The organism is Geobacter sp. (genome assembly GCA_009684525.1).
GTDB lineage: Bacteria > Desulfobacterota > Desulfuromonadia > Geobacterales > DSM-12255 > Geoanaerobacter.
In genome coordinates this window covers 74,551-91,758 of the sequence record WKKR01000002.1, presented here as the reverse complement: position 1 = coordinate 91,758, position 17,208 = coordinate 74,551, and the positions used below count along the sequence as shown (strand labels likewise).

Sequence of the window (17,208 nt, the reverse complement as noted above, 5' to 3'; positions counted from 1 at the left end):
ACCCACGGAGGGGGACATGTTCCGGCTGATCATCACAGGACACTCTGCCGGTCAGGTTTGCTCTGCAATGCCGGGAAGGAATACTGACGCCTTGACCGACAGCAGGGGGCTCCGTTCGCGCCATGGATCGGGACGGATGCTGCTGCGGTTACCACAGACAGAGGGAGATTTTGGCAGCACGGCAGTGACCGGCGCTAGCCTTTATGTATTGCCGGTTCGCGCCTTTCCCGGAGGCGGAACATGACCTTTCGTCTCCGTATTCTCGCCGCATTCCTGCTCTTCTTTATCCTTACGACCATCTCCATCATCGTATATTATTACCAGACAACCACGCAGAACGAACAGCGTCACGCCATGGCGCAGCTCCAGGGAAATGCCGTCCGGGCGCTTTCGGACATGGAGCGGTTTATCGACGAGCGCCAGGTCGAGGTTGCGGCCATTGCCACGGCACGGGTCTGGTTCGACAACTCGTCGCTTGAGTACATGAACCAGAGGCTTACCCAATATCGGGACATTACCAAGGTATACGAGCGGATCTCCCTAGTGGACCTGGAGGGGGTCGTCAAAGCGGATTCGGACGGCCTGGATATCGGAAAAGAGCTGGACTGCCAGTGCATGAACGAGGCGTTGCGGCAGACTTCCGGCCATGAGGTGGAATTTTCCGGCGACCAGCATGTCGGGTCGGTCCATATTTACCGGCTGGTGTTCAATCTGCAGGAGAAGCCGACGGGAGTGCTGATCGCCCGCGTGCCGCTCATCCGGCTCAGCGAATTGGTGCGGGGATTCGACTTCTACCAGCAGGAGGGCATGCCCACCCTGAAGGTGGAGATGATCGGTAGCGATGGTCTGCTCCTCTATTCGAATACCGGCGAAAAAGGGGTGAACCGGTTGGTGGATGGCTGGCCCGAACTGAAGGGATACCTGGCAGATATTGATGCCAGGCGGGAAAACGACCTGACCGTGGAAACCCCTGAACAGATCACACTCATTGCCACCAGGGGGAAAGATCGTTCGGGCCAGGGGGCGCCGTGGTTTCTCAGGATAGAGGCGCCAAAGAAGCTACTTTTCAGCGAGGCGTGGCTCCATGGCAGGGAAATGGTCATATTTGCCCTGCTCATGACCCTGCTTTCCGCTACCCTGGTCTGGTTTACCGCCTCCAGCATGATCCTCCCCCTTGAGGATCTGGCGCGGCATGCACGGGCGCTCGGCCGCGGGGATTTTTCCAAGATCGGCCTTCTACCGCAACGCTCCGATGAATTCGGGCAGCTTATGGAAAGCTTCCGGAGCATGGCGCAGAGGCTGCAAAAGACCCTTGACGAATTCCGCCAGAGCGAAGAAAAATTCAGGACCGTGGCGGATTTCACCAGTGGCTGGGAATACTGGATAGCACCCGACGGGAGCTTCAAGTACATATCGCCCGCATGCAAGAGGCTTACGGGATACGCCCCGGAGGAGCTGCTGGCAGATGCACGGCTGCTCGAACGGATCATTCATCCCGACGACAGGGCCTCTTTCATGAAGCACTACACCGACTCGCTGGCAGCCACGGTTCCTGCCGATGCCCATGACGAGCTGGAATTCCGCATCGTCACCAGGGAAGGGGAGACGCGCTGCATCGGGCATGTCTGCCGGCCCATCATCGGCAGCGAGGGGGAATATCTCGGCCGCCGGGCCTCGAACCGCGACATTACGGAACGGAAGCAGGCCGAACAGGAGATCCAACGGCTGAACGAGGAATTGGAGCATCTGGTGCTGCAGCGTACGCAGGAGCTGGAAAAAACCAGCCATGAACTGGCAGAGTTCTGCTATGCTATTTCCCATGAGCTGCGTGCCCCGATTGCGCGGATTCAGGGCTTCAGCACCGCACTCCTGGAGGAATGCGAAGGGCAGGCGGACCGGAGCCGCTGCTACTACGTGGAACGGATAGCCAGGTCGAGCACGCAGCTCAGGACGGTGATCGATGCCATCCTCATGTTGAGCAGGCTTTCCCGCGCCGAGATCCACTGCCAGCAAGTGAACCTGTCCGCCATGGCGGAACAGCTGGCCGGAGAGTTCCGCGGTGCAGAGCATGAGCGGCGCCTGCAGTTCGTCATTACGCCGGATCTCACGGTCAAAGGCGACCCGGTGCTCCTCAGGATCTGCCTGGAAAACCTGTTGGGGAATGCCGTCAAGTACACCTGGAAGATCGATGACGCGCGCATCGAGGTCGGCAGGGAATTCCAGCAGGAGACGCCGGTCTACTTCATCCGGGACAACGGGGTCGGCTTCGATATGGCCTACATCGACAAGCTGTTTATCCCGTTCCAGCGGCTGCACCGGATGGAGGACTATCCCGGAACGGGGATCGGCCTGGTCACGGTGGCACGGATCGTGGAAAGGCATGGCGGGAGGATCTGGGCGGAATCCCGTGAAGGGGCCGGAGCGGTATTCTATTTCACGCTGGGAGTTGCAGGGGGTTCGTGTGCCTGACAGGGGCGCCCCCTGTGCCGTCGATCTGGCACACGTCAGTCCATGGGGCTGCACCGTCTGTAGTGACTGGATTGGGATTGTTGATCGAACAGGGTAAATCTGATTTCATGTAGCTTTTTGCGACCGGTGAAAGGGGGCTGGAGCGTGTCTGAGCCGATCATTCTTCTGGTAGAGGACAATAGCGACGACGAGTTTCTGGCATTGAGGACCCTGCACAAGATGGGGTTCAACGATGTGCGCGTTGCCCGTGACGGGAGGGAGGCGATCACCCTGCTGCTGGGAGACGAGGGGTCGGGGGCTTTGCCGCGGCTGGAGAATCCGCGTTTTGTTCTGCTGGACCTGCGCCTGCCGAAGCTTGACGGGCTCGAAGTCCTCCGGAAACTGCGCAGCGATGGACGAACCCGAACCCTGCCGGTCTATATCCTGACCTCGTCGGAAGACCCCCACGACAAGGAGGTCTGCCGCGAGCTGGGAGCCCTGGGCTTTCTTCCCAAGCCGCTCACGGTGGAATCCTTCAGCGCGGCACTGGATCTCTCGCGCGAGCCATGGGGTGGGAGCCGACACCAGCTCGATGATCGGTGAATGTCGGCAGAAACCGTGCAGGCAATAAAGAGGTGTCACAGGGGGGCGAGTATTCGCCCCCCTGTTTGCATGAACGAGCTAGGCAGGGGGGAGTGCGGACAGCCCGTCCTCGATGAACTGGAGGGCATAGTGCACGTAATTCTGCGGCGATTTCCGCAGCAAGGCGATTTCGTCAGGTGTGAGGTTGCGCTTGTTCTTGGCCGGTGCGCCGACCCAGAGGGTGTAGGGCGGAATCACGGTCCCTTCGGGGACCAGCGCCCGTGCTCCCACCAGAGCCCCTTCACCCACGAACACCTTGTCCATGACAATCGCCTGCATGCCGATGAAGGCGCCATTGCCGATGGTGCAGCCATGGAGGGTAACTCCGTGCCCGACCGTTACGTCGTCGCCGATGACCAGCGGCGCTCCCGGATCGCCGGCATCCTTGCGGTGGGTGACATGGAGCATGGAGAGGTCCTGGATGTTGCTTCTGGCGCCGATCCGGATGAAGTTCACATCGCCGCGTGCAACCACGTTGTACCAGATGCTGCTCTGGGGACCGATGGTGACGTCGCCGATAATGACGGCGGTCTCGGCGATGAAGACGCTCGGGTCGATGCGGGGGTGCATCCCCTGGAAGGGCTTGATCATGGCCTGTTCCTCAAAGGCGCGCGGCTGGCGCAGCCTGCTGTCAGTCCCGCGGGATGGCCAGCATCCGGTCCAGCGACCTTTTTGCCGGGATGCGGATATCCTCGGCAACGGTGACCACCGGTTCCATGCTGATCATGGCCGCGCGGATGTCCTCCAGGGAGGTCAGCTTCATGTTGGGGCAGATGAGGGCGGGCGAAGCCTGGATGAACTCCTTGCCCGGATTATCCGCCCGGAGGCGATAGAGGATGCCTGCCTCGGTGCCGATGATGAAGCGGCGGGCCGGGCTCTGCCGGCACCAGTCGTACATGCCGGTGGTGGAACAGACATGGTCGGCAAGGTCAACCACCGCGGGGTTGCATTCGGGGTGGCAGATAAAGAGGGCGTCGGGGTACTCTTGCTTCCGACGGCGGACATCCTCTGCCTTCAGCCGCTCATGGGTGGGGCAGTAGCCGTCCCAGAAGTGGAAGACCTTGTCTGAGGTGCGGGCCACGTAGCGCCCCAGGTTGCGGTCCGGGACAAAGATGATCTCCCGGTCGGGGAGGGAGGCGACCACCTTCTGCGCGTTGGCCGAGGTACAGCAGATGTCGCTCACCGCCTTGACCGCGGCGGAGGAGTTGACGTAGGTGACCACCGGCACGCCGGGGTGTCGCTCCTTGAGGGCGACCAGCTCCTCCACGGTTACCATGTCCGCCATGGGGCAGCCGGCGTCCAGCCGCGGCAGCAGCACCGTCTTGCCGGGGGAGAGGATGGCGGCCGATTCGGCCATGAAATGGACCCCGCAGAAGACGATGACGTCGCTCTCCGTGCGGGCAGCCTCGATGGAAAGCCCCAGCGAATCGCCGGTCAGGTCGGCAATCTCCTGGACCTCGTCGCGCATGTAGTTGTGGGCGAGCAGAACGGCATTCCGTTCCTTGAGCAGATCTCTGATCTCCTGCTTGATCCGGTCTTCCATGGTCTCCTCGGTCTGAGCGGTAGTCCTGTCGTATACGAAGATCAGGCGATAGTAGTAAATGTTCCGTAGCATGTCAAACCCTTTGCATCACGAATCGACGCGATGTCGCAGGGAATCGGGGGTTGACAATCGGTACAGAAGCGGTAAAAATTGACGGGCTTTTCATGGAACCGTCCTCCGCGGGGGACCGGAAGGAGCAGTACGTGCAGATTCTCTTCGGAACCGATGGGTGGCGCGGTGTCATTGCCCGCGAATTCACTTTCGACAATCTTTCGCTGGTGGCCCAGGCCACCATGGATTATCTGCACCGGCATGGCCTGGCCGGCAAGGGGCTGGTGGTCGGCTACGACCGGCGCTTCCTCTCCCGCGAATTTGCCGAGCGGGTGGTAGAGATCGCCTGCGGCAACGGCCTGCAGGTCTGGCTGGCCGATGCCTATGCCCCGACCCCGGCGGTTTCATGGGCCGTCCGCGAGCTGGGGGCCGGTGCCGGCGTGATGATCACTGCCAGCCACAACCCTCCGTGCTACAACGGCTTCAAGATCAAGGAATCCTTCGGCGGCTCTGCTCGCCCCTCAACCACCAAGGAGCTGGAGGAGCTGGTTGCCGAGAATATGGCTCAGTCGCGGCCCGTCAGAGAAGAGCCGCTCGCGGACGCCCTGGCAGCGGGGCATCTGGTGGTGTTCGATGCCGCTGCCGGCTACCTTGCCCAGCTCGGCCGCTACATCGACCTGGAGAAAATCCGCCAGGCAGCGATCCCGGTGGTGGTCGACCCGATGTTCGGCGCCGGCTGCGGCTTCTTCCCCCGGCTGCTCCCCGGTATCGCCGAGATCCACAGCGAGCAGAACCCCGCCTTCGGCGGCCAGCCGCCCGAACCGACCGAAGAGCACCTGACCGAGCTGGCGTCCCTGGTGCAGGCAGGGGGCTATCGCGCGGGGCTGGCCCTGGACGGCGACGCCGACCGGATCGGCGCCGTGGACGAGACCGGCGCCTTCTTCTCCTCCCACATGATCTTCACGGTGCTCCTGCGGCATCTCTGCGAGCGTAAGGGGCTCTCCGGCGGGGTGGTGAAGACCGTTTCCACCACCAGGATGATCGACCTCCTGGCCGAAAAATTCGGCCTTGAGCTCTTCGAGACCCCCATCGGCTTCAAGCATATCTGCGAACTGATGCTGGAGCATGACATCCTGATGGGGGGGGAGGAATCGGGCGGACTCGGGGTCAAAGGGCATATCCCGGAGCGGGACGGTATCCTGATGGGACTGTTGCTCTTGGAGGCGATGGCCATGACCGGCAAGGGGCTGCGCCAGCTCCTGAATGAAACCATGGACGAGATCGGCCACTTCTTCTACCGGAGGATCGATCTTCCCATCGGTCAGGAGGCCAAGGCGGCGCTCATCGCCCGGTTGCGGGACGATGCACCGGTGGCAATCGCGGGACGCGCCGTGGCTGCCACCAACTTCCGTGACGGCTTCAAGTTCATCTTTAGCGACGGTGCCTGGCTCCTGGTCCGGCCTTCGGGGACCGAGCCGGTGCTCAGGCTCTACAGCGAGGCCAATGATCCTGCGGTGGTGGAGGAGTTGCTATCTGCAGGGAGGACCCTTGCGGGGGTGTGAAGTTTTTCGAATGCATCACCGGTAGTTTTTGCGCCGGAATAGCCCTGTCTTCAGCGATACGATCCGGTCCAGGAAGAGTACCCCGTCCAGGTGATCCATCTCATGCTGGATCGCCACCGCCTCGAAACCACTCGCCTCGATCTCCTGCTCCGAGCCGTCCGCTGTCCGGAAGCGGAGCCTGATCCGGGTAGCCCGCTCCACGTCGCCGGTGTAATCCGGCACGCTCATGCACCCCTCCCGCATGATCGCCCCTCCTTCCCGTTCGACAATCTCCGGATTTACCAGCACCAAGAGGCCGTGGTTGTTCTCCTTGCCGTGCCGGTTGGCGGAAACGTCCACCACGCAGACGCGCAGCGACACGCCGATCTGTGGTGCCGCCACACCAACGGAGCCGGGGCCTTCGCGCATGGTGTCGATCAGGTCCTGGACGAGACCGGCGATCTCGTCGTCGAGACGGTTTACCGGCCGGGCCATCTTCTTCAGGATGGGATGGGGATAGAGGAGAATATTCTGGACGGGCATTTATGTTGTCACAAGGAGACCGGCGTGATGGCGCGTACCGAAATCTCCACGTTCAGCTCCTTTTTGAGGTTGTCGAGCAGGGCGCTAGCGTCCTCCACGGTGAGGCCGACGGGAAGGATCGCCTCCAGCATCAGCACATAGACCGGCTCTTCCCTGGTGCCGATCAGCTTGGTGTTCAGATCGGTGATGTTGACCCTGCGATCGGCCAGGGCCCGGGTCACCCGGTAGACGATCCCCGGCTGGTCCGAGCCGTAGACCGAGACCAGGCAGAGTTCCCCCTCGTCCTTTACCGGGCAGATCTCCTCTTCGGAGAGGGAGCGGATGTGGATCTGCAGCCCGGTCCGCTCGTGGAGCAGCTTGAACTCGTCCGCCAGCTTCGCCTTGGCAAACGGCTTGTCGTGGGAGACGACCAGGATCATGGCAAAGTCGCCACCCAGCATGGTGCAGCTCGAATCCTCGATGTTGCAGCCGAGCCGGAACAGCACCTCGGTCACGTCTGCCACGATGCCGGGGCGATCCTTGCTGATGATGGTCACGGCGAAATGGACCAGATTGTCTTTGCGGCAATGGGTCATGGGATCTCCTTCTTCTGCTCCCCGGGCCGGGAACAGGTAAGCAGAGGCCGATCTGATGGCCGTTTTACAGCTTGTTGATGAACACTTCCCGTGGTTTGCTGGTGCCGTCCGAGGGACCGACGATCCCTTCCTGCTCCATCTTTTCGATGATCCGGGCGGCGCGGTTGTAGCCGATCCGCAGACGGCGCTGGATCATGGAGATGGATGCCTGCTTGGCCTCTGCCACCAGGGCCACGGCGTCGTCGTAGCGGTCGTCCAGCTCTTCGTCGCCGTCGCCCCCCTTGTCGTCGCCTACCTTGACCTCCAGGATCGACTTGTCGTAGACCGGTTTCCCCTGTTTCTTCAGGAAGTCCACCACCCGCTGCACCTCGGCGTCGGAGACGAAGGCGCCGTGGCTCCGCTGCAGCTTGGCGGTCCCCGGCGGCAGGAAGAGCATGTCGCCGGCGCCAAGGAGCGATTCGGCGCCGTTGCAGTCGAGGATGGTGCGGGAATCGATCTTGCTCGATACCTGGAAGGAGATCCGGGCCGGGAAGTTGGCCTTGATCAGGCCGGTGATGACGTCCACCGACGGCCGCTGGGTCGCCAGGATCAGGTGGATGCCGGCGGCGCGGGCCATCTGGGCCAGCCGGGCGATGGATTCCTCGATCTCGCGGCCCGCCACCATCATCAGGTCGGCCAGTTCGTCCACCACGATGACGATGTAGGGGAGATGGCCGTGCTCCAGCTGCTCGTCCTTTTCCAGGAACGCCTCGATGGCCATCTGTTCGTCGCCGGCCGGCTCCTCGACCTCCTCGACCACCACGGTCTCGCGGGCCAGGTTCTCGGCGGTCTCTTTTTCCTCCCGCTCCAGCGCCTTGTTGTAGGAGTCGATGTTCCTGACCCCCTTGTCGGCCATGAGCCGGTAGCGCCGCCCCATCTCCTCGACCGCCCAGCGCATGGCTATGGAGGCCTTCTTCGGGTTGGTCACCACCGGCAGCAGCAGGTGGGGGATGCCGTCATAGACGGAGAGCTCCAGCATCTTCGGATCGACCATGATGATCCGGACGTTGCGGGGGGTGGCGGTGTAGAGGAGCGACAGGATCATGGTGTTGATGGAGACCGATTTGCCCGAGCCGGTGGCGCCCGCCACCAGCAGGTGCGGCATGCGCGCCAGGTCGGTCACCAGCGGGATGCCGGCGATGTCTTTCCCCAGCGCCAGCGGGAGCTTGTGCTTCCCTGCCTGGAATTCCTCGCTGGTAAAGATCTCCTTGAGAGAGACCATCTCCCGGTCGCGGTTCGGGAGTTCGATTCCCACCACCCCTTTGCCGGGGATCGGCGCCACGATCCGGATGGAGAGCGCCTGCAGAGCCATGGAGAGATCGTCGGAGAGCCCGGCGATGCGGCTCACCTTGATCCCCGGTCCGGGCGCGAATTCGTACATGGTGACCACCGGGCCGGGGCAGATCTCTACCACCTCCCCCTCGACGCCGAAGTCCCGAAGCTTTTTCTCCAGGAGCCGGGCGTTCATGGTGAGGACTTCCTTGTCCACCTTGCGGTTGCTGGCCTGGGGCGGGTCCAGGAGGGAGAGCGGCGGGGTGCGGAAATCGCCGTCGCTCTTGGCGAAATCGAACAGCTCCTGCTGGGGGCGGCTCTTTTCTTCGTCCCGCTTGTCCCGCTTGGTCTGGGTGGCCGGGGAGGGGGCGGGTGCCACGGTTACCGGCTTGATCACCGGTTCCACCTTGTCCCGATCCTTGTTTTTCGGCTTTTCGTCCTTCAGCAGCTCGCGGTTGAGCGCCCGTTTCTCGCGGTAGCGAGACCAGCGGTCCCCCAGGGCGTTGATCCACCAGTCGGCGAACAGGACAAAGGAGAAGCGCGACATGATGGTGATGGAGGCGGCCAGCATCGGCAAAAGCAACAGCAGCGCCCCGGTGACGCCGAGCAGCCCCTTGAGGAGCGAGGCGGTCTTGTAGCCGATGGCGCCGCCGGTGGGGATCCGCTGGCCGAGCAGGTCGGTGAACTCGATGTTGAAGGCGAACAGGGCGGAGAGGGAGACCAGCAGCCCCACAAAGGCGAAGCACTTGTAGACGGTCAGCTTCAGCTCCTTGAAACGGAGCAGCCGGTAGGCCGTTACCAGGCAGGCGCCGGGCACCAGATAGGCGGCAACGCCGAAGAACTGCAGCAAAAGGTCGGCGATCTGGGCGCCGAGCCGGCCGCCGAAGTTGCGGATCACATTCTCCGACGAGAAGGTATTGAAGGAGAGATCGTCGGCATTGAAGGATGCCAGCGCCACCAGCAGGAAGAGCCCGGCTGCCCCCAGGAGCATCCCCTTGATCTCGCTGGTCAGTTTCTCTTTTTTCGGTTCAGTGGTTTCCATGGCAATTTATCGTCGGTCCATTCCAGTATGCATGGGGTTTGTTACATTTCAAGAATGAGCGGCAGGATCACGGGGCGCCGCTCGATGGTTTTTTTGAAAAAGCGGCGCAGCCCCTGCCGCACCTCCTGCTTGACCTCGTTCCAGTCCCCCATTACCTCGGCGTTGAGCTGAGACAGGGTGTCGGTAACCACCTGGCGGGCCGCGTCCAGGTAATCCTGGCTTTCGTCTTCGAAGACGAAGCCGCGGGAGACGATATCCGGGCCGTAGATGATGTCGCCGCTGGACTGGGCGATGCCGATGATGACCACGACCATGCCGTCCTCGGAGAGATGCTTGCGGTCCTTGAGAACGATCTCCCCCACGTCGCCGATCCCCTTGCCGTCGACGAAGATCCGACCGCTTTCCACCTGGCCGAGGACACACCCTTCCCCCTGGGAGAAGGCGATGACGTCGCCGTTGTTGGCGACGATGCAGCGCTCTGCCGGGATGCCGACCCGCTGGGCAAGGCGGGCGTGGCGGACCAGGTGGCGATACTCGCCGTGCACCGGGATGAACCACTGGGGCCGGACGAGGTTTAACATCAGCTTCAGTTCCTCCTGGCTGGCATGTCCGGAGACATGGACCTCGGAGACCTGCTCGTGGAAGACCTCGGCGCCGCGGCGGTAGAGGTGGTTGATCATGTCGGTGATGGTCTTCTCGTTGCCGGGGATGACCCGCGACGACAGGATGACCGTATCGCCCCGCTCCAGCTTGATCTGCTTGTGGTCGTCCATGGCGATCCGGGTCAGGGCGCTCATCGGTTCCCCCTGGGAGCCGGTGGTGACGATGCAGACCTCTTCCCTGGGGAGGCGGGGGAGTTCCTTCAGGTCGATGAGGAGTCCGTCGGGAATCCTGAGGTAACCGAGTTCACGGGCGATCTGCACGTTGGCGATCATGGAGCGGCCGTTCAGCAGCACCTTGCGGTTGCAGGCCAGGGCCGCGTCCACCACCTGCTGGACCCGGTGGATGTTGCTGGAGAAGGCCGCCACGATGATCCTGGAGTCGCACTTGGGGAAGAGATCGAGGAAGGCCTCGCCCACGGAGCGTTCGGAGATGGTGTACCCCTGGCGCTTGACGTTGGTGGAGTCGGACATGAGGGCCAGCACCCCGGCCTCGCCATAGCGGGAAAAGGTGGCCAGGTCGGTCAGCTCCCCATCCACCGGGGTCTGGTCGATCTTGAAGTCGCCGGTATGGATCACCACCCCTTCCGGGGTCCGGATGGCCAGGCCGCAGCCGTCGACGATGGAATGGGTCACCCTGATGAACTCCACCGTGAAGCAGCCGGCCGTTGCCTTGCCGCGGGGCTTCATCACCCGCAGGTCCACCTTGGAGTCCAGGTCGAACTCCTTCAGCTTGGCCTTGACCAGTCCCAGGGTGAGGGCCGTGCCGAACAGGGGCGGGTTGATCTCCGGCAGCACATAGGGGAGGGCGCCGATGTGGTCTTCGTGGCCATGGGTCAGGAAGATGCCCCGGACCCGGTCGGCCCGCTCCCTGAGGTAGGTGATGTCGGGCACCACCAGGTCGATCCCCAGCATGGAGGCGTCGGGGAACATCAGGCCGCAGTCGACGACGATGATGTCTTCGCCGTATTCGAAGATCGCCATGTTCAGGCCGATTTCACCGAGCCCCCCCAGGGGGATGATCTTCAGGCCGGTGGTGTCGCGGTTCTCGGTGGTCATGGGTGATCCCCTTTCAGGGTCGGGCAGGCTGGTGCGGCAGAGTCGCCGGAGCGCCTGTCAGCGCGGCAATCCGGGCATCGCACTTGTCGATCCACGCTCTGCCCGGCTCATACAGCCCGCGCACGGCGTAGAAGGAGCTGCGCAGCGACCGGTAGGCAACCAGCGCCTTGGCAGTGTCTCCCCGCTGCTCCAGGGTCTGGGCGATAAGCCAGAGCTTTTCCGCAGCACGCCCCACCAGCGGTGAGAGCGGGGTGTACATGTGGATGGCAGCTTCGTAGCCGGCGATGGCGCCGATGTAGTCGCCGCTGGCAAGGGCCTGGTCGCCTTTGTTGAACTGGCTCCACTGGCGGTACTGGGTCGTGCCCCAGATGAGCAGGAGTGCGATGACTCCGGCCACGGCGACGTTCAGGGCGATATGTTTCGGTTTGTCCATGGGATGGCTCATCCGGCGAAAAATCCGGGCACCGCTGCCAGCAGGCAGCCGAGAAGGGCGGCGACGACGCCGGCCAGCACCGTGAGCGCTGCCAGGATGTCAAAAGGTTTGCGCAGCCGGTGCAGGGCGGGCAGCCCCCAGGCGACCCCTGCGATGCCGCAGATGATCAGGGCGATGGCGATGAATGTCACGTCTAGTGCTCCAGATTGGCGTTTATGGCCGCCTTGACCTGCTCGGCAAGGTCGTCGCGCTTGCGGCCCGTCTGCGCCTGCACGGAGATCGGCTCGGCAAAGGAGATGGAAATGGTTCCCGGCTTGAGCCTGATCTCCTTGGCCGGGTTGATCCGGCCGCTGCCGTTGATGGTGACCGGCACGATCGGAACCCTGGCCTTTTCCGTGAGGAGAAATCCCCCCATCTTGAAGGGGAGGAGATCGCCGTCGTTGGTGCGGGTCCCCTCCGGGAAGATGACCACGCTGTGCCCGCTGCGGATGTGCTCGGCTGCGGCCACCATGCTGCGCAGGGAGCGCCGGCCGTCGCTGCGGTCCAGCGGGATGTAGCCGGCCCGCCGCATGGAATGGCCGAAGACCGGGATGTTGAAGAGCTCTTCCTTGGCGATCCAGGAGAACCGCTCCGGTATGGCCTGGTACAGGGCCAGGATATCGAAGTTGCTCTGGTGGTTGCTCATGAAGATGACCGGCTCGCCGCGGGGGATCAGCTCCTGGCCGTAGGTTTCGATCCTGGCCCCTGCCATCCGCAGGCTGATCCGGCTCCAGAGCCGGGCATGGAAATGATACGCCCTGCCGCTGGCATCGAACAGCGTGGCGATGAGTGCGCTGAAAGCCAGCAGGAATGTCAGGGGGACAAACAACACCAGAAACAGATAGGCTCGCAGCATGCGGACAATCCGATAGAGTTAAATGCCCCCAACTTACTTGTTTTTTCCCCTTGAGTCAACAGATTGTGCGGTTGCGAAACGGCCCGGCGATGCGGTATCCGGGCCGTTTTGCCAGGGGCACGCTGCCATCCGCTATGTCGCCTCCTGTTGCCGGGCGTACTGGCGAGGTGAGCTTCCCAACTCTCGGCGGAACATCTCAATAAAGGCGCTCAGGCTCCGGTAGCCCAGATCGAAGGCAATCCGTGTTATCTGCTCCCCCTGGCCCAGACGGTTGACCGCTTCCTGGAGGAGCAGCCGCTTGCGCCAGGCGCCGAAAGTCAGGCCGGTCTCGCTGATGAACAGGCGCGCCAGGGTCCGGCTGCTGGCACCGGCCATGTTCCCCCAGTCCCTCAAGTCACGCGGGTCGCCCGGATTCTGCAGCAACGCTTCGATCACCCGCATGACCCGTTCGTCCTGCGCCATCGGCAGGTGCAGCGGAGTCGATTCTGCCTGCCGCAGCTCGTCCAGCAGCACCTGCATCAGCCGCCAGCCGACACCGTCGGGCTCATACCGCTCCCCCACCCGCACTGCCGCCAGGATCAGCTCCCGCAGGAGCGACGTTACCTTCAGCACGGTACACTGCTGCGGTAGACCGGCGATTGCCGACGGGTCGACGAAGAGGCTGCGTAGGGCCACATTGCCGGGGAAATAGACCTCGTGCTCTTGGTTGGGGGGTACCCAGACTGCCTGAGATGGCGGCACCACCCAGATGTCGCGGCCGCAGATCACCCGCATCACGCCGCTGCTGGCGTAAATCAGCTGGCCGCGCGGGTGGGCGTGGACCGCCGCGCACCCCACCTCTCGGGACCCCATCTTTTGTGGATTGACCTCAATGGCCAGCGGGATGACGGGGAGCATCGGATCCAGACGGAAGCCAAGCTCCACCGGAGCCAATCTTGTCAGTTTTGCGATACTCATTGTCATAGTATAGAAAGACAGACATTCGGAATCAAGCTATAGTTTTGGGTACCATATCCGGAGAGGAGCGGACCCCATGAGTCGGAGCCATAACGAAGAGATCATTGATCAGTTTTCCCGCCAGGCCGTGCCGTTTGCCCAGGTACCCGGCCACCTGGATGCCATGGAGCTGCTGCTGGCAATGGCGCGGCCGAGCCGGGGAGACAGCGTGCTCGACGTGGCCTGCGGTCCGGGGCTGGTGGCGTGTGCGTTTGCCGGGCACAGCGGCAGTGTCACGGGCATAGACATTACGCCGGCCATGATTGCCCAGGCTGAAAAGCGCCAGCAGGAGCAGGGGTTGGCCAACCTCTTCTGGCGGGTCGGCGACGTTCTGCCGCTTCCCTATGAGGACGGCTGCTTTTCTCTGGTGATAACCCGCTACAGCTTTCACCACTTTCTCAACCCCGGCGCGGTGCTGGCGGAGATGATCAGGGTCTGCCGTCCCGGCGGCAGGGTGCTGGTGGCGGATGTAGCCATTGCGCCGGAAAAGGCAAAAGCTTATGATTGTCTGGAGCGTCTGCGCGACCCGTCCCACACCCACGCGCTGACCACTGATGAGTTCGCCGCCCTGTTTGCCGGCTCTGGACTCACGGGTTGCCGGCAGAGCGCCTATGGGGTGGAGATCGAACTGGAAGCGCAGCTGCGTGCCTCCTTTCCCAGGGAAGGGGACGCGGAGCGGTTGCAGGAAATGATCGTCTCAGACATCGGCGTCGACGCGCTGGGCATAAGCCCCCGCCGTCAGGGTGATACGGTGGTCTATACCGTGCCGATCGGGGTATTCGTTGGCACGAAGAAGGGGTGAATCATGAGCGATTTTTCGACAATCTCGACATTCTATCGGGAAAAGTCCCTGGTGCAGGCATCGGCAGGGAGGCAGCTCATGGAGCTGCTCGACATCCAGCCGGATGCCGACATACTGGACGTGGGGTGCGGCGCCGGCAACCTGACGACCGAACTGCGGGAGCTGACCTCGGGGCGCGTGGCGGGGATCGACCCGGCCGAGGGGATGATCCGGCAGTCGCGGGAGCTCTGCGCCGGCAAAGAGATCGAGTTCTCGGTCATGTCTGCCGACGAGCTTCCCTTCGTGGCTGAATTCGATATTCTTTACTGCAGCTCCGTGTTCCAGTGGTTCAGCCAGCCCTCCGCCGTGCTGGAGCGGTTTCATCGGGCGCTGCGCCCGGCGGGGCGGGTCGGCATCCAGGCCCCGGCTACGAGGAGCTATTGTCCGAACTTTCTCCGGGCAATCGAGCATTGCCGCCGGGTGCCCCGGATCGATGCGCTCTTTGCCGGCTTCCGCCCCCCCTGGCATTTCCGCGAGACAGCGGGCGACTACCGGCTGCTGTTCGAGCAGGCAGGGTTCCGGGTCCCTTTCAGCCGGATTGACGAGGAGCGGCAGGAGTATACGGTCGATCAGTCGCTCGATGTCTTCCGCTCCGGCGCCGCTGCCGGCTATCTCAACCAGGACTGCTTTTCGGCGCCGCTGCCGGCGGACTTTTCCGCGCAGCTCCTGCAGGGGATCAGGGAATCGTTCGTCGCGGAAGCGAACGCCGCCGGCCGGGTGGAGCTGGTCTTTCACCGGATCTACCTGGTGGCGGAAAAGGAGTGATCCCTGCAGCTTTCCGGTTGACAAGCTAGACCGATCGGTCTATACGTTTCCCATGGACAAAAAAGACACGCGCACGGAAATCGTCCGGATCGGCACTGAGCTGATCTCCCGCCAGGGCTACAACGCCACCGGCATCGAGGCGATCCTCAAGGAGGCCGCGGTCCCGAAAGGCTCCTTCTACCACTATTTCCGGAGCAAGGAGGATTTCGGCCTGGCGGTGATCGACCGTTTTGCCGAACGCTTTGCCCAGCGCCTGGAAACCTTTCTGCAGGACGAAGAGGTGACGCCGCTCAACCGGATCCGCAACTTTCTCGAAAGCGGCCTGACGCGGGTCAGCCAGAACAGCTGCACCAGGGGGTGCCTGATCGGCAACCTCGGCCAGGAGATGGCCGACCTGAACGAGCGGTTCCGGGAGCGGCTCGACCAGGTCTTTTCCCTCTGGCGGGCGCAGTTCGCCGCCTGCCTGCGCAAGGCCCAGACACGGGGGGAACTGGGGGAGATGGACGTGGAGGCGGTGGCCTGCTTCATCCTTTCCGGCTGGGAAGGGGCGATCCTGCGGGCCAAGGTGATGAAATCGCCGCAACCGATGCGGGATTTCCTCGACATCCTCTTTGCCACCACCCTGCGGCCGCGATAAATTTTTTTGCCCGCATGCTAGACGACCGGTCTAATGCGGATGATAACTCTGACACCCGAAGGAGGAGCCGATGAAGAAATCGATGGGAGCAAAGACACTGGCCATGCCCTGCCCGGTCTGGCTGGTCGGGACGTATGATGCCGATGGCAGGGCCAACTTCATGAACGCCGCCTGGGGCGGCATCTGCTGCAGCCAGCCACCCTGCGTGACCGTGTCGCTTCGCCGTGCCACCCACAGCTATGCGGCAATCGAGGCCCGCCGGGCGTTCACGGTCAGTATTCCTTCCCAGGCCCAGGTGGCAGAGGCCGATTTCGGTGGCATCGCCTCCGGTCGCGACGTGGACAAGTTCGCCGCCTGCGGCTGGACCCCGGTGCGAAGCGAGCTGGTGGATGCCCCCTATGTGGGGGAGACACCGCTGGTGGTGGAGTGCCGGCTGCTTCATACCCTGGAGATCGGCCTGCATACCCAGTTCGTCGGCGAGATCGTCGACATCAAGGCAGACGAGTCGGTACTCGGCGACAAGGGTTACCCCGACATCACCAAGGTGCGGCCGATCGTCTGGGATTCGGCCCACCGTCGCTACTTCGGCCTGGGCGACAGCATCGGCACGGCATGGGAGATCGGCAAGAACATAGGAGCGGAGGAGAAACGATGAAAATAGTCAGTCTGCTGGGAAGCCCCCGTACAAACAGCAACAGCACCGCCATTGCGCGCCGGTTCATGGAAACCGCGACAAGCCTCGGGGCCGAGACCACGGAATATACGCTGAACGGTCTCGCCTATCGGGGCTGCCAGGGTTGTTACGTCTGCAAGACAAAGCTCGACAGATGTGTGCTGAACGACGACCTGACCGAGGTGCTCGCCGCGGTGAGCGAGGCAGACCTGGTACTGCTCGCCACTCCGGTCTATTACGGCGAGGTCACGAGCCAGCTGAAGGGGTTCATCGACCGGACCTTCTCCTACCTGACCCCGGATTACCGCACCAGTCCGCAACCGAGCCGTCTCTCCCCGAAAAAAATGGTCTTCGTTCTCACGCAAGGGCACCCGGATGAGGCGATGTTCGCCGATATCTTCCCCCGTTACGAGATGTTCCTGAAATGGGTGGGTTTCTCCGAAGTCCATTTGATCCGGGCCTGCGGGATCGGCCCCAACAGCGTTGACACGGTTCCTGAGCATATACTCCGTCAGGCCGAGGAAACGGCCCGCCGGCTCATGGCCTGACCGGAA

18 protein-coding genes are annotated in these 17,208 nt (G+C 62.8%); 8 read left to right on the top strand and 10 right to left on the bottom strand.

What is annotated here, in order from left to right; all coding sequences use genetic code 11:
- Window positions 1-240 precede the first annotated feature (240 nt).
- Window positions 241-2,469, top strand: a complete 2,229-nt coding sequence (locus GJT30_06725) for a HAMP domain-containing protein (GenBank protein MSM39298.1) — start codon at window positions 241-243, stop codon at window positions 2,467-2,469.
- Window positions 2,470-2,613: 144 nt separating this feature from the next.
- Window positions 2,614-3,051: a response regulator gene (locus GJT30_06720; GenBank protein ID MSM39297.1), complete on the top strand. Its 438-nt coding sequence runs from the start codon at window positions 2,614-2,616 to the stop codon at window positions 3,049-3,051.
- A gap of 78 nt (window positions 3,052-3,129) precedes the next feature.
- On the opposite strand, the gene GJT30_06715 is transcribed toward GJT30_06720, so the two are convergent.
- Together GJT30_06715 and nadA are read right to left on the bottom strand one after the other, a co-directional pair.
- On the bottom strand, window positions 3,130-3,681 hold the full coding sequence (locus tag GJT30_06715) for a gamma carbonic anhydrase family protein (GenBank protein ID MSM39296.1): 552 nt from the start codon (window positions 3,679-3,681) through the stop codon (window positions 3,130-3,132).
- 40 nt (window positions 3,682-3,721) lie between these two features.
- Entirely contained in the window at window positions 3,722-4,705 is a 984-nt protein-coding gene (gene nadA, locus GJT30_06710) for a quinolinate synthase NadA (GenBank protein MSM39295.1), read from the bottom strand.
- A gap of 131 nt (window positions 4,706-4,836) precedes the next feature.
- On the opposite strand from nadA, the gene GJT30_06705 reads away from it, so the two are divergent.
- Complete coding sequence (locus GJT30_06705; GenBank protein MSM39294.1) at window positions 4,837-6,246, top strand: phosphoglucomutase/phosphomannomutase family protein; 1,410 nt, start codon at window positions 4,837-4,839, stop codon at window positions 6,244-6,246.
- Between the two features lie 15 nt (window positions 6,247-6,261).
- On the opposite strand, the gene def is transcribed toward GJT30_06705, so the two are convergent.
- The 8 genes from def to GJT30_06665 all read right to left on the bottom strand — a co-directional run bounded on the left by def (window position 6,262) and on the right by GJT30_06665 (window position 13,705).
- On the bottom strand, window positions 6,262-6,768 hold the full coding sequence (gene def, locus GJT30_06700; protein ID MSM39293.1) for a peptide deformylase: 507 nt from the start codon (window positions 6,766-6,768) through the stop codon (window positions 6,262-6,264).
- Window positions 6,769-6,776: 8 nt separating this feature from the next.
- Window positions 6,777-7,343, bottom strand: coding sequence for an amino acid-binding protein (locus tag GJT30_06695; GenBank protein MSM39292.1), 567 nt, complete (start codon window positions 7,341-7,343; stop codon window positions 6,777-6,779).
- Between the two features lie 64 nt (window positions 7,344-7,407).
- A complete protein-coding gene (locus tag GJT30_06690) occupies window positions 7,408-9,696 on the bottom strand; it encodes a DNA translocase FtsK (protein ID MSM39291.1) in 2,289 nt (762 codons plus the stop codon).
- Window positions 9,697-9,737: 41 nt separating this feature from the next.
- Complete coding sequence (locus GJT30_06685) at window positions 9,738-11,414, bottom strand: RNase J family beta-CASP ribonuclease (GenBank protein MSM39290.1); 1,677 nt, start codon at window positions 11,412-11,414, stop codon at window positions 9,738-9,740.
- Window positions 11,415-11,427: 13 nt separating this feature from the next.
- The gene (locus GJT30_06680; protein ID MSM39289.1) at window positions 11,428-11,847 is read right to left on the bottom strand and encodes a hypothetical protein; all 420 of its coding nucleotides are present in this window, start codon (window positions 11,845-11,847) and stop codon (window positions 11,428-11,430) included.
- A gap of 8 nt (window positions 11,848-11,855) precedes the next feature.
- A complete protein-coding gene (locus GJT30_06675; GenBank protein MSM39288.1) occupies window positions 11,856-12,038 on the bottom strand; it encodes a hypothetical protein in 183 nt (60 codons plus the stop codon).
- Between the two features lie 2 nt (window positions 12,039-12,040).
- Window positions 12,041-12,742 (bottom strand): 1-acylglycerol-3-phosphate O-acyltransferase, encoded by a 702-nt coding sequence (locus GJT30_06670; protein MSM39287.1) that lies wholly within the window; start codon window positions 12,740-12,742, stop codon window positions 12,041-12,043.
- A gap of 132 nt (window positions 12,743-12,874) precedes the next feature.
- On the bottom strand, window positions 12,875-13,705 hold the full coding sequence (locus GJT30_06665) for a helix-turn-helix domain-containing protein (protein ID MSM39286.1): 831 nt from the start codon (window positions 13,703-13,705) through the stop codon (window positions 12,875-12,877).
- Window positions 13,706-13,775: 70 nt separating this feature from the next.
- On the opposite strand from GJT30_06665, the gene GJT30_06660 reads away from it, so the two are divergent.
- From GJT30_06660 to GJT30_06640, 5 genes are all read left to right on the top strand, one after another.
- Window positions 13,776-14,540 carry a methyltransferase domain-containing protein gene (locus GJT30_06660; GenBank protein MSM39285.1) on the top strand — a complete coding sequence of 255 codons (765 nt, stop codon included), beginning with the start codon at window positions 13,776-13,778 and terminating at the stop codon, window positions 14,538-14,540.
- Between the two features lie 3 nt (window positions 14,541-14,543).
- Window positions 14,544-15,344 (top strand): methyltransferase domain-containing protein, encoded by an 801-nt coding sequence (locus GJT30_06655; GenBank protein MSM39284.1) that lies wholly within the window; start codon window positions 14,544-14,546, stop codon window positions 15,342-15,344.
- Window positions 15,345-15,396: 52 nt separating this feature from the next.
- Complete coding sequence (locus tag GJT30_06650; protein ID MSM39283.1) at window positions 15,397-15,981, top strand: TetR family transcriptional regulator; 585 nt, start codon at window positions 15,397-15,399, stop codon at window positions 15,979-15,981.
- A 70-nt stretch (window positions 15,982-16,051) separates the two neighbouring features.
- Window positions 16,052-16,636, top strand: coding sequence for a flavin reductase family protein (locus GJT30_06645; GenBank protein MSM39282.1), 585 nt, complete (start codon window positions 16,052-16,054; stop codon window positions 16,634-16,636).
- The gene (locus GJT30_06640) at window positions 16,633-17,202 is read left to right on the top strand and encodes a flavodoxin family protein (protein MSM39281.1); all 570 of its coding nucleotides are present in this window, start codon (window positions 16,633-16,635) and stop codon (window positions 17,200-17,202) included. The genes GJT30_06645 and GJT30_06640 overlap by 4 nt, the downstream gene beginning before the upstream one ends.
- The last annotated feature ends 6 nt before the right edge of the window (window positions 17,203-17,208 follow it).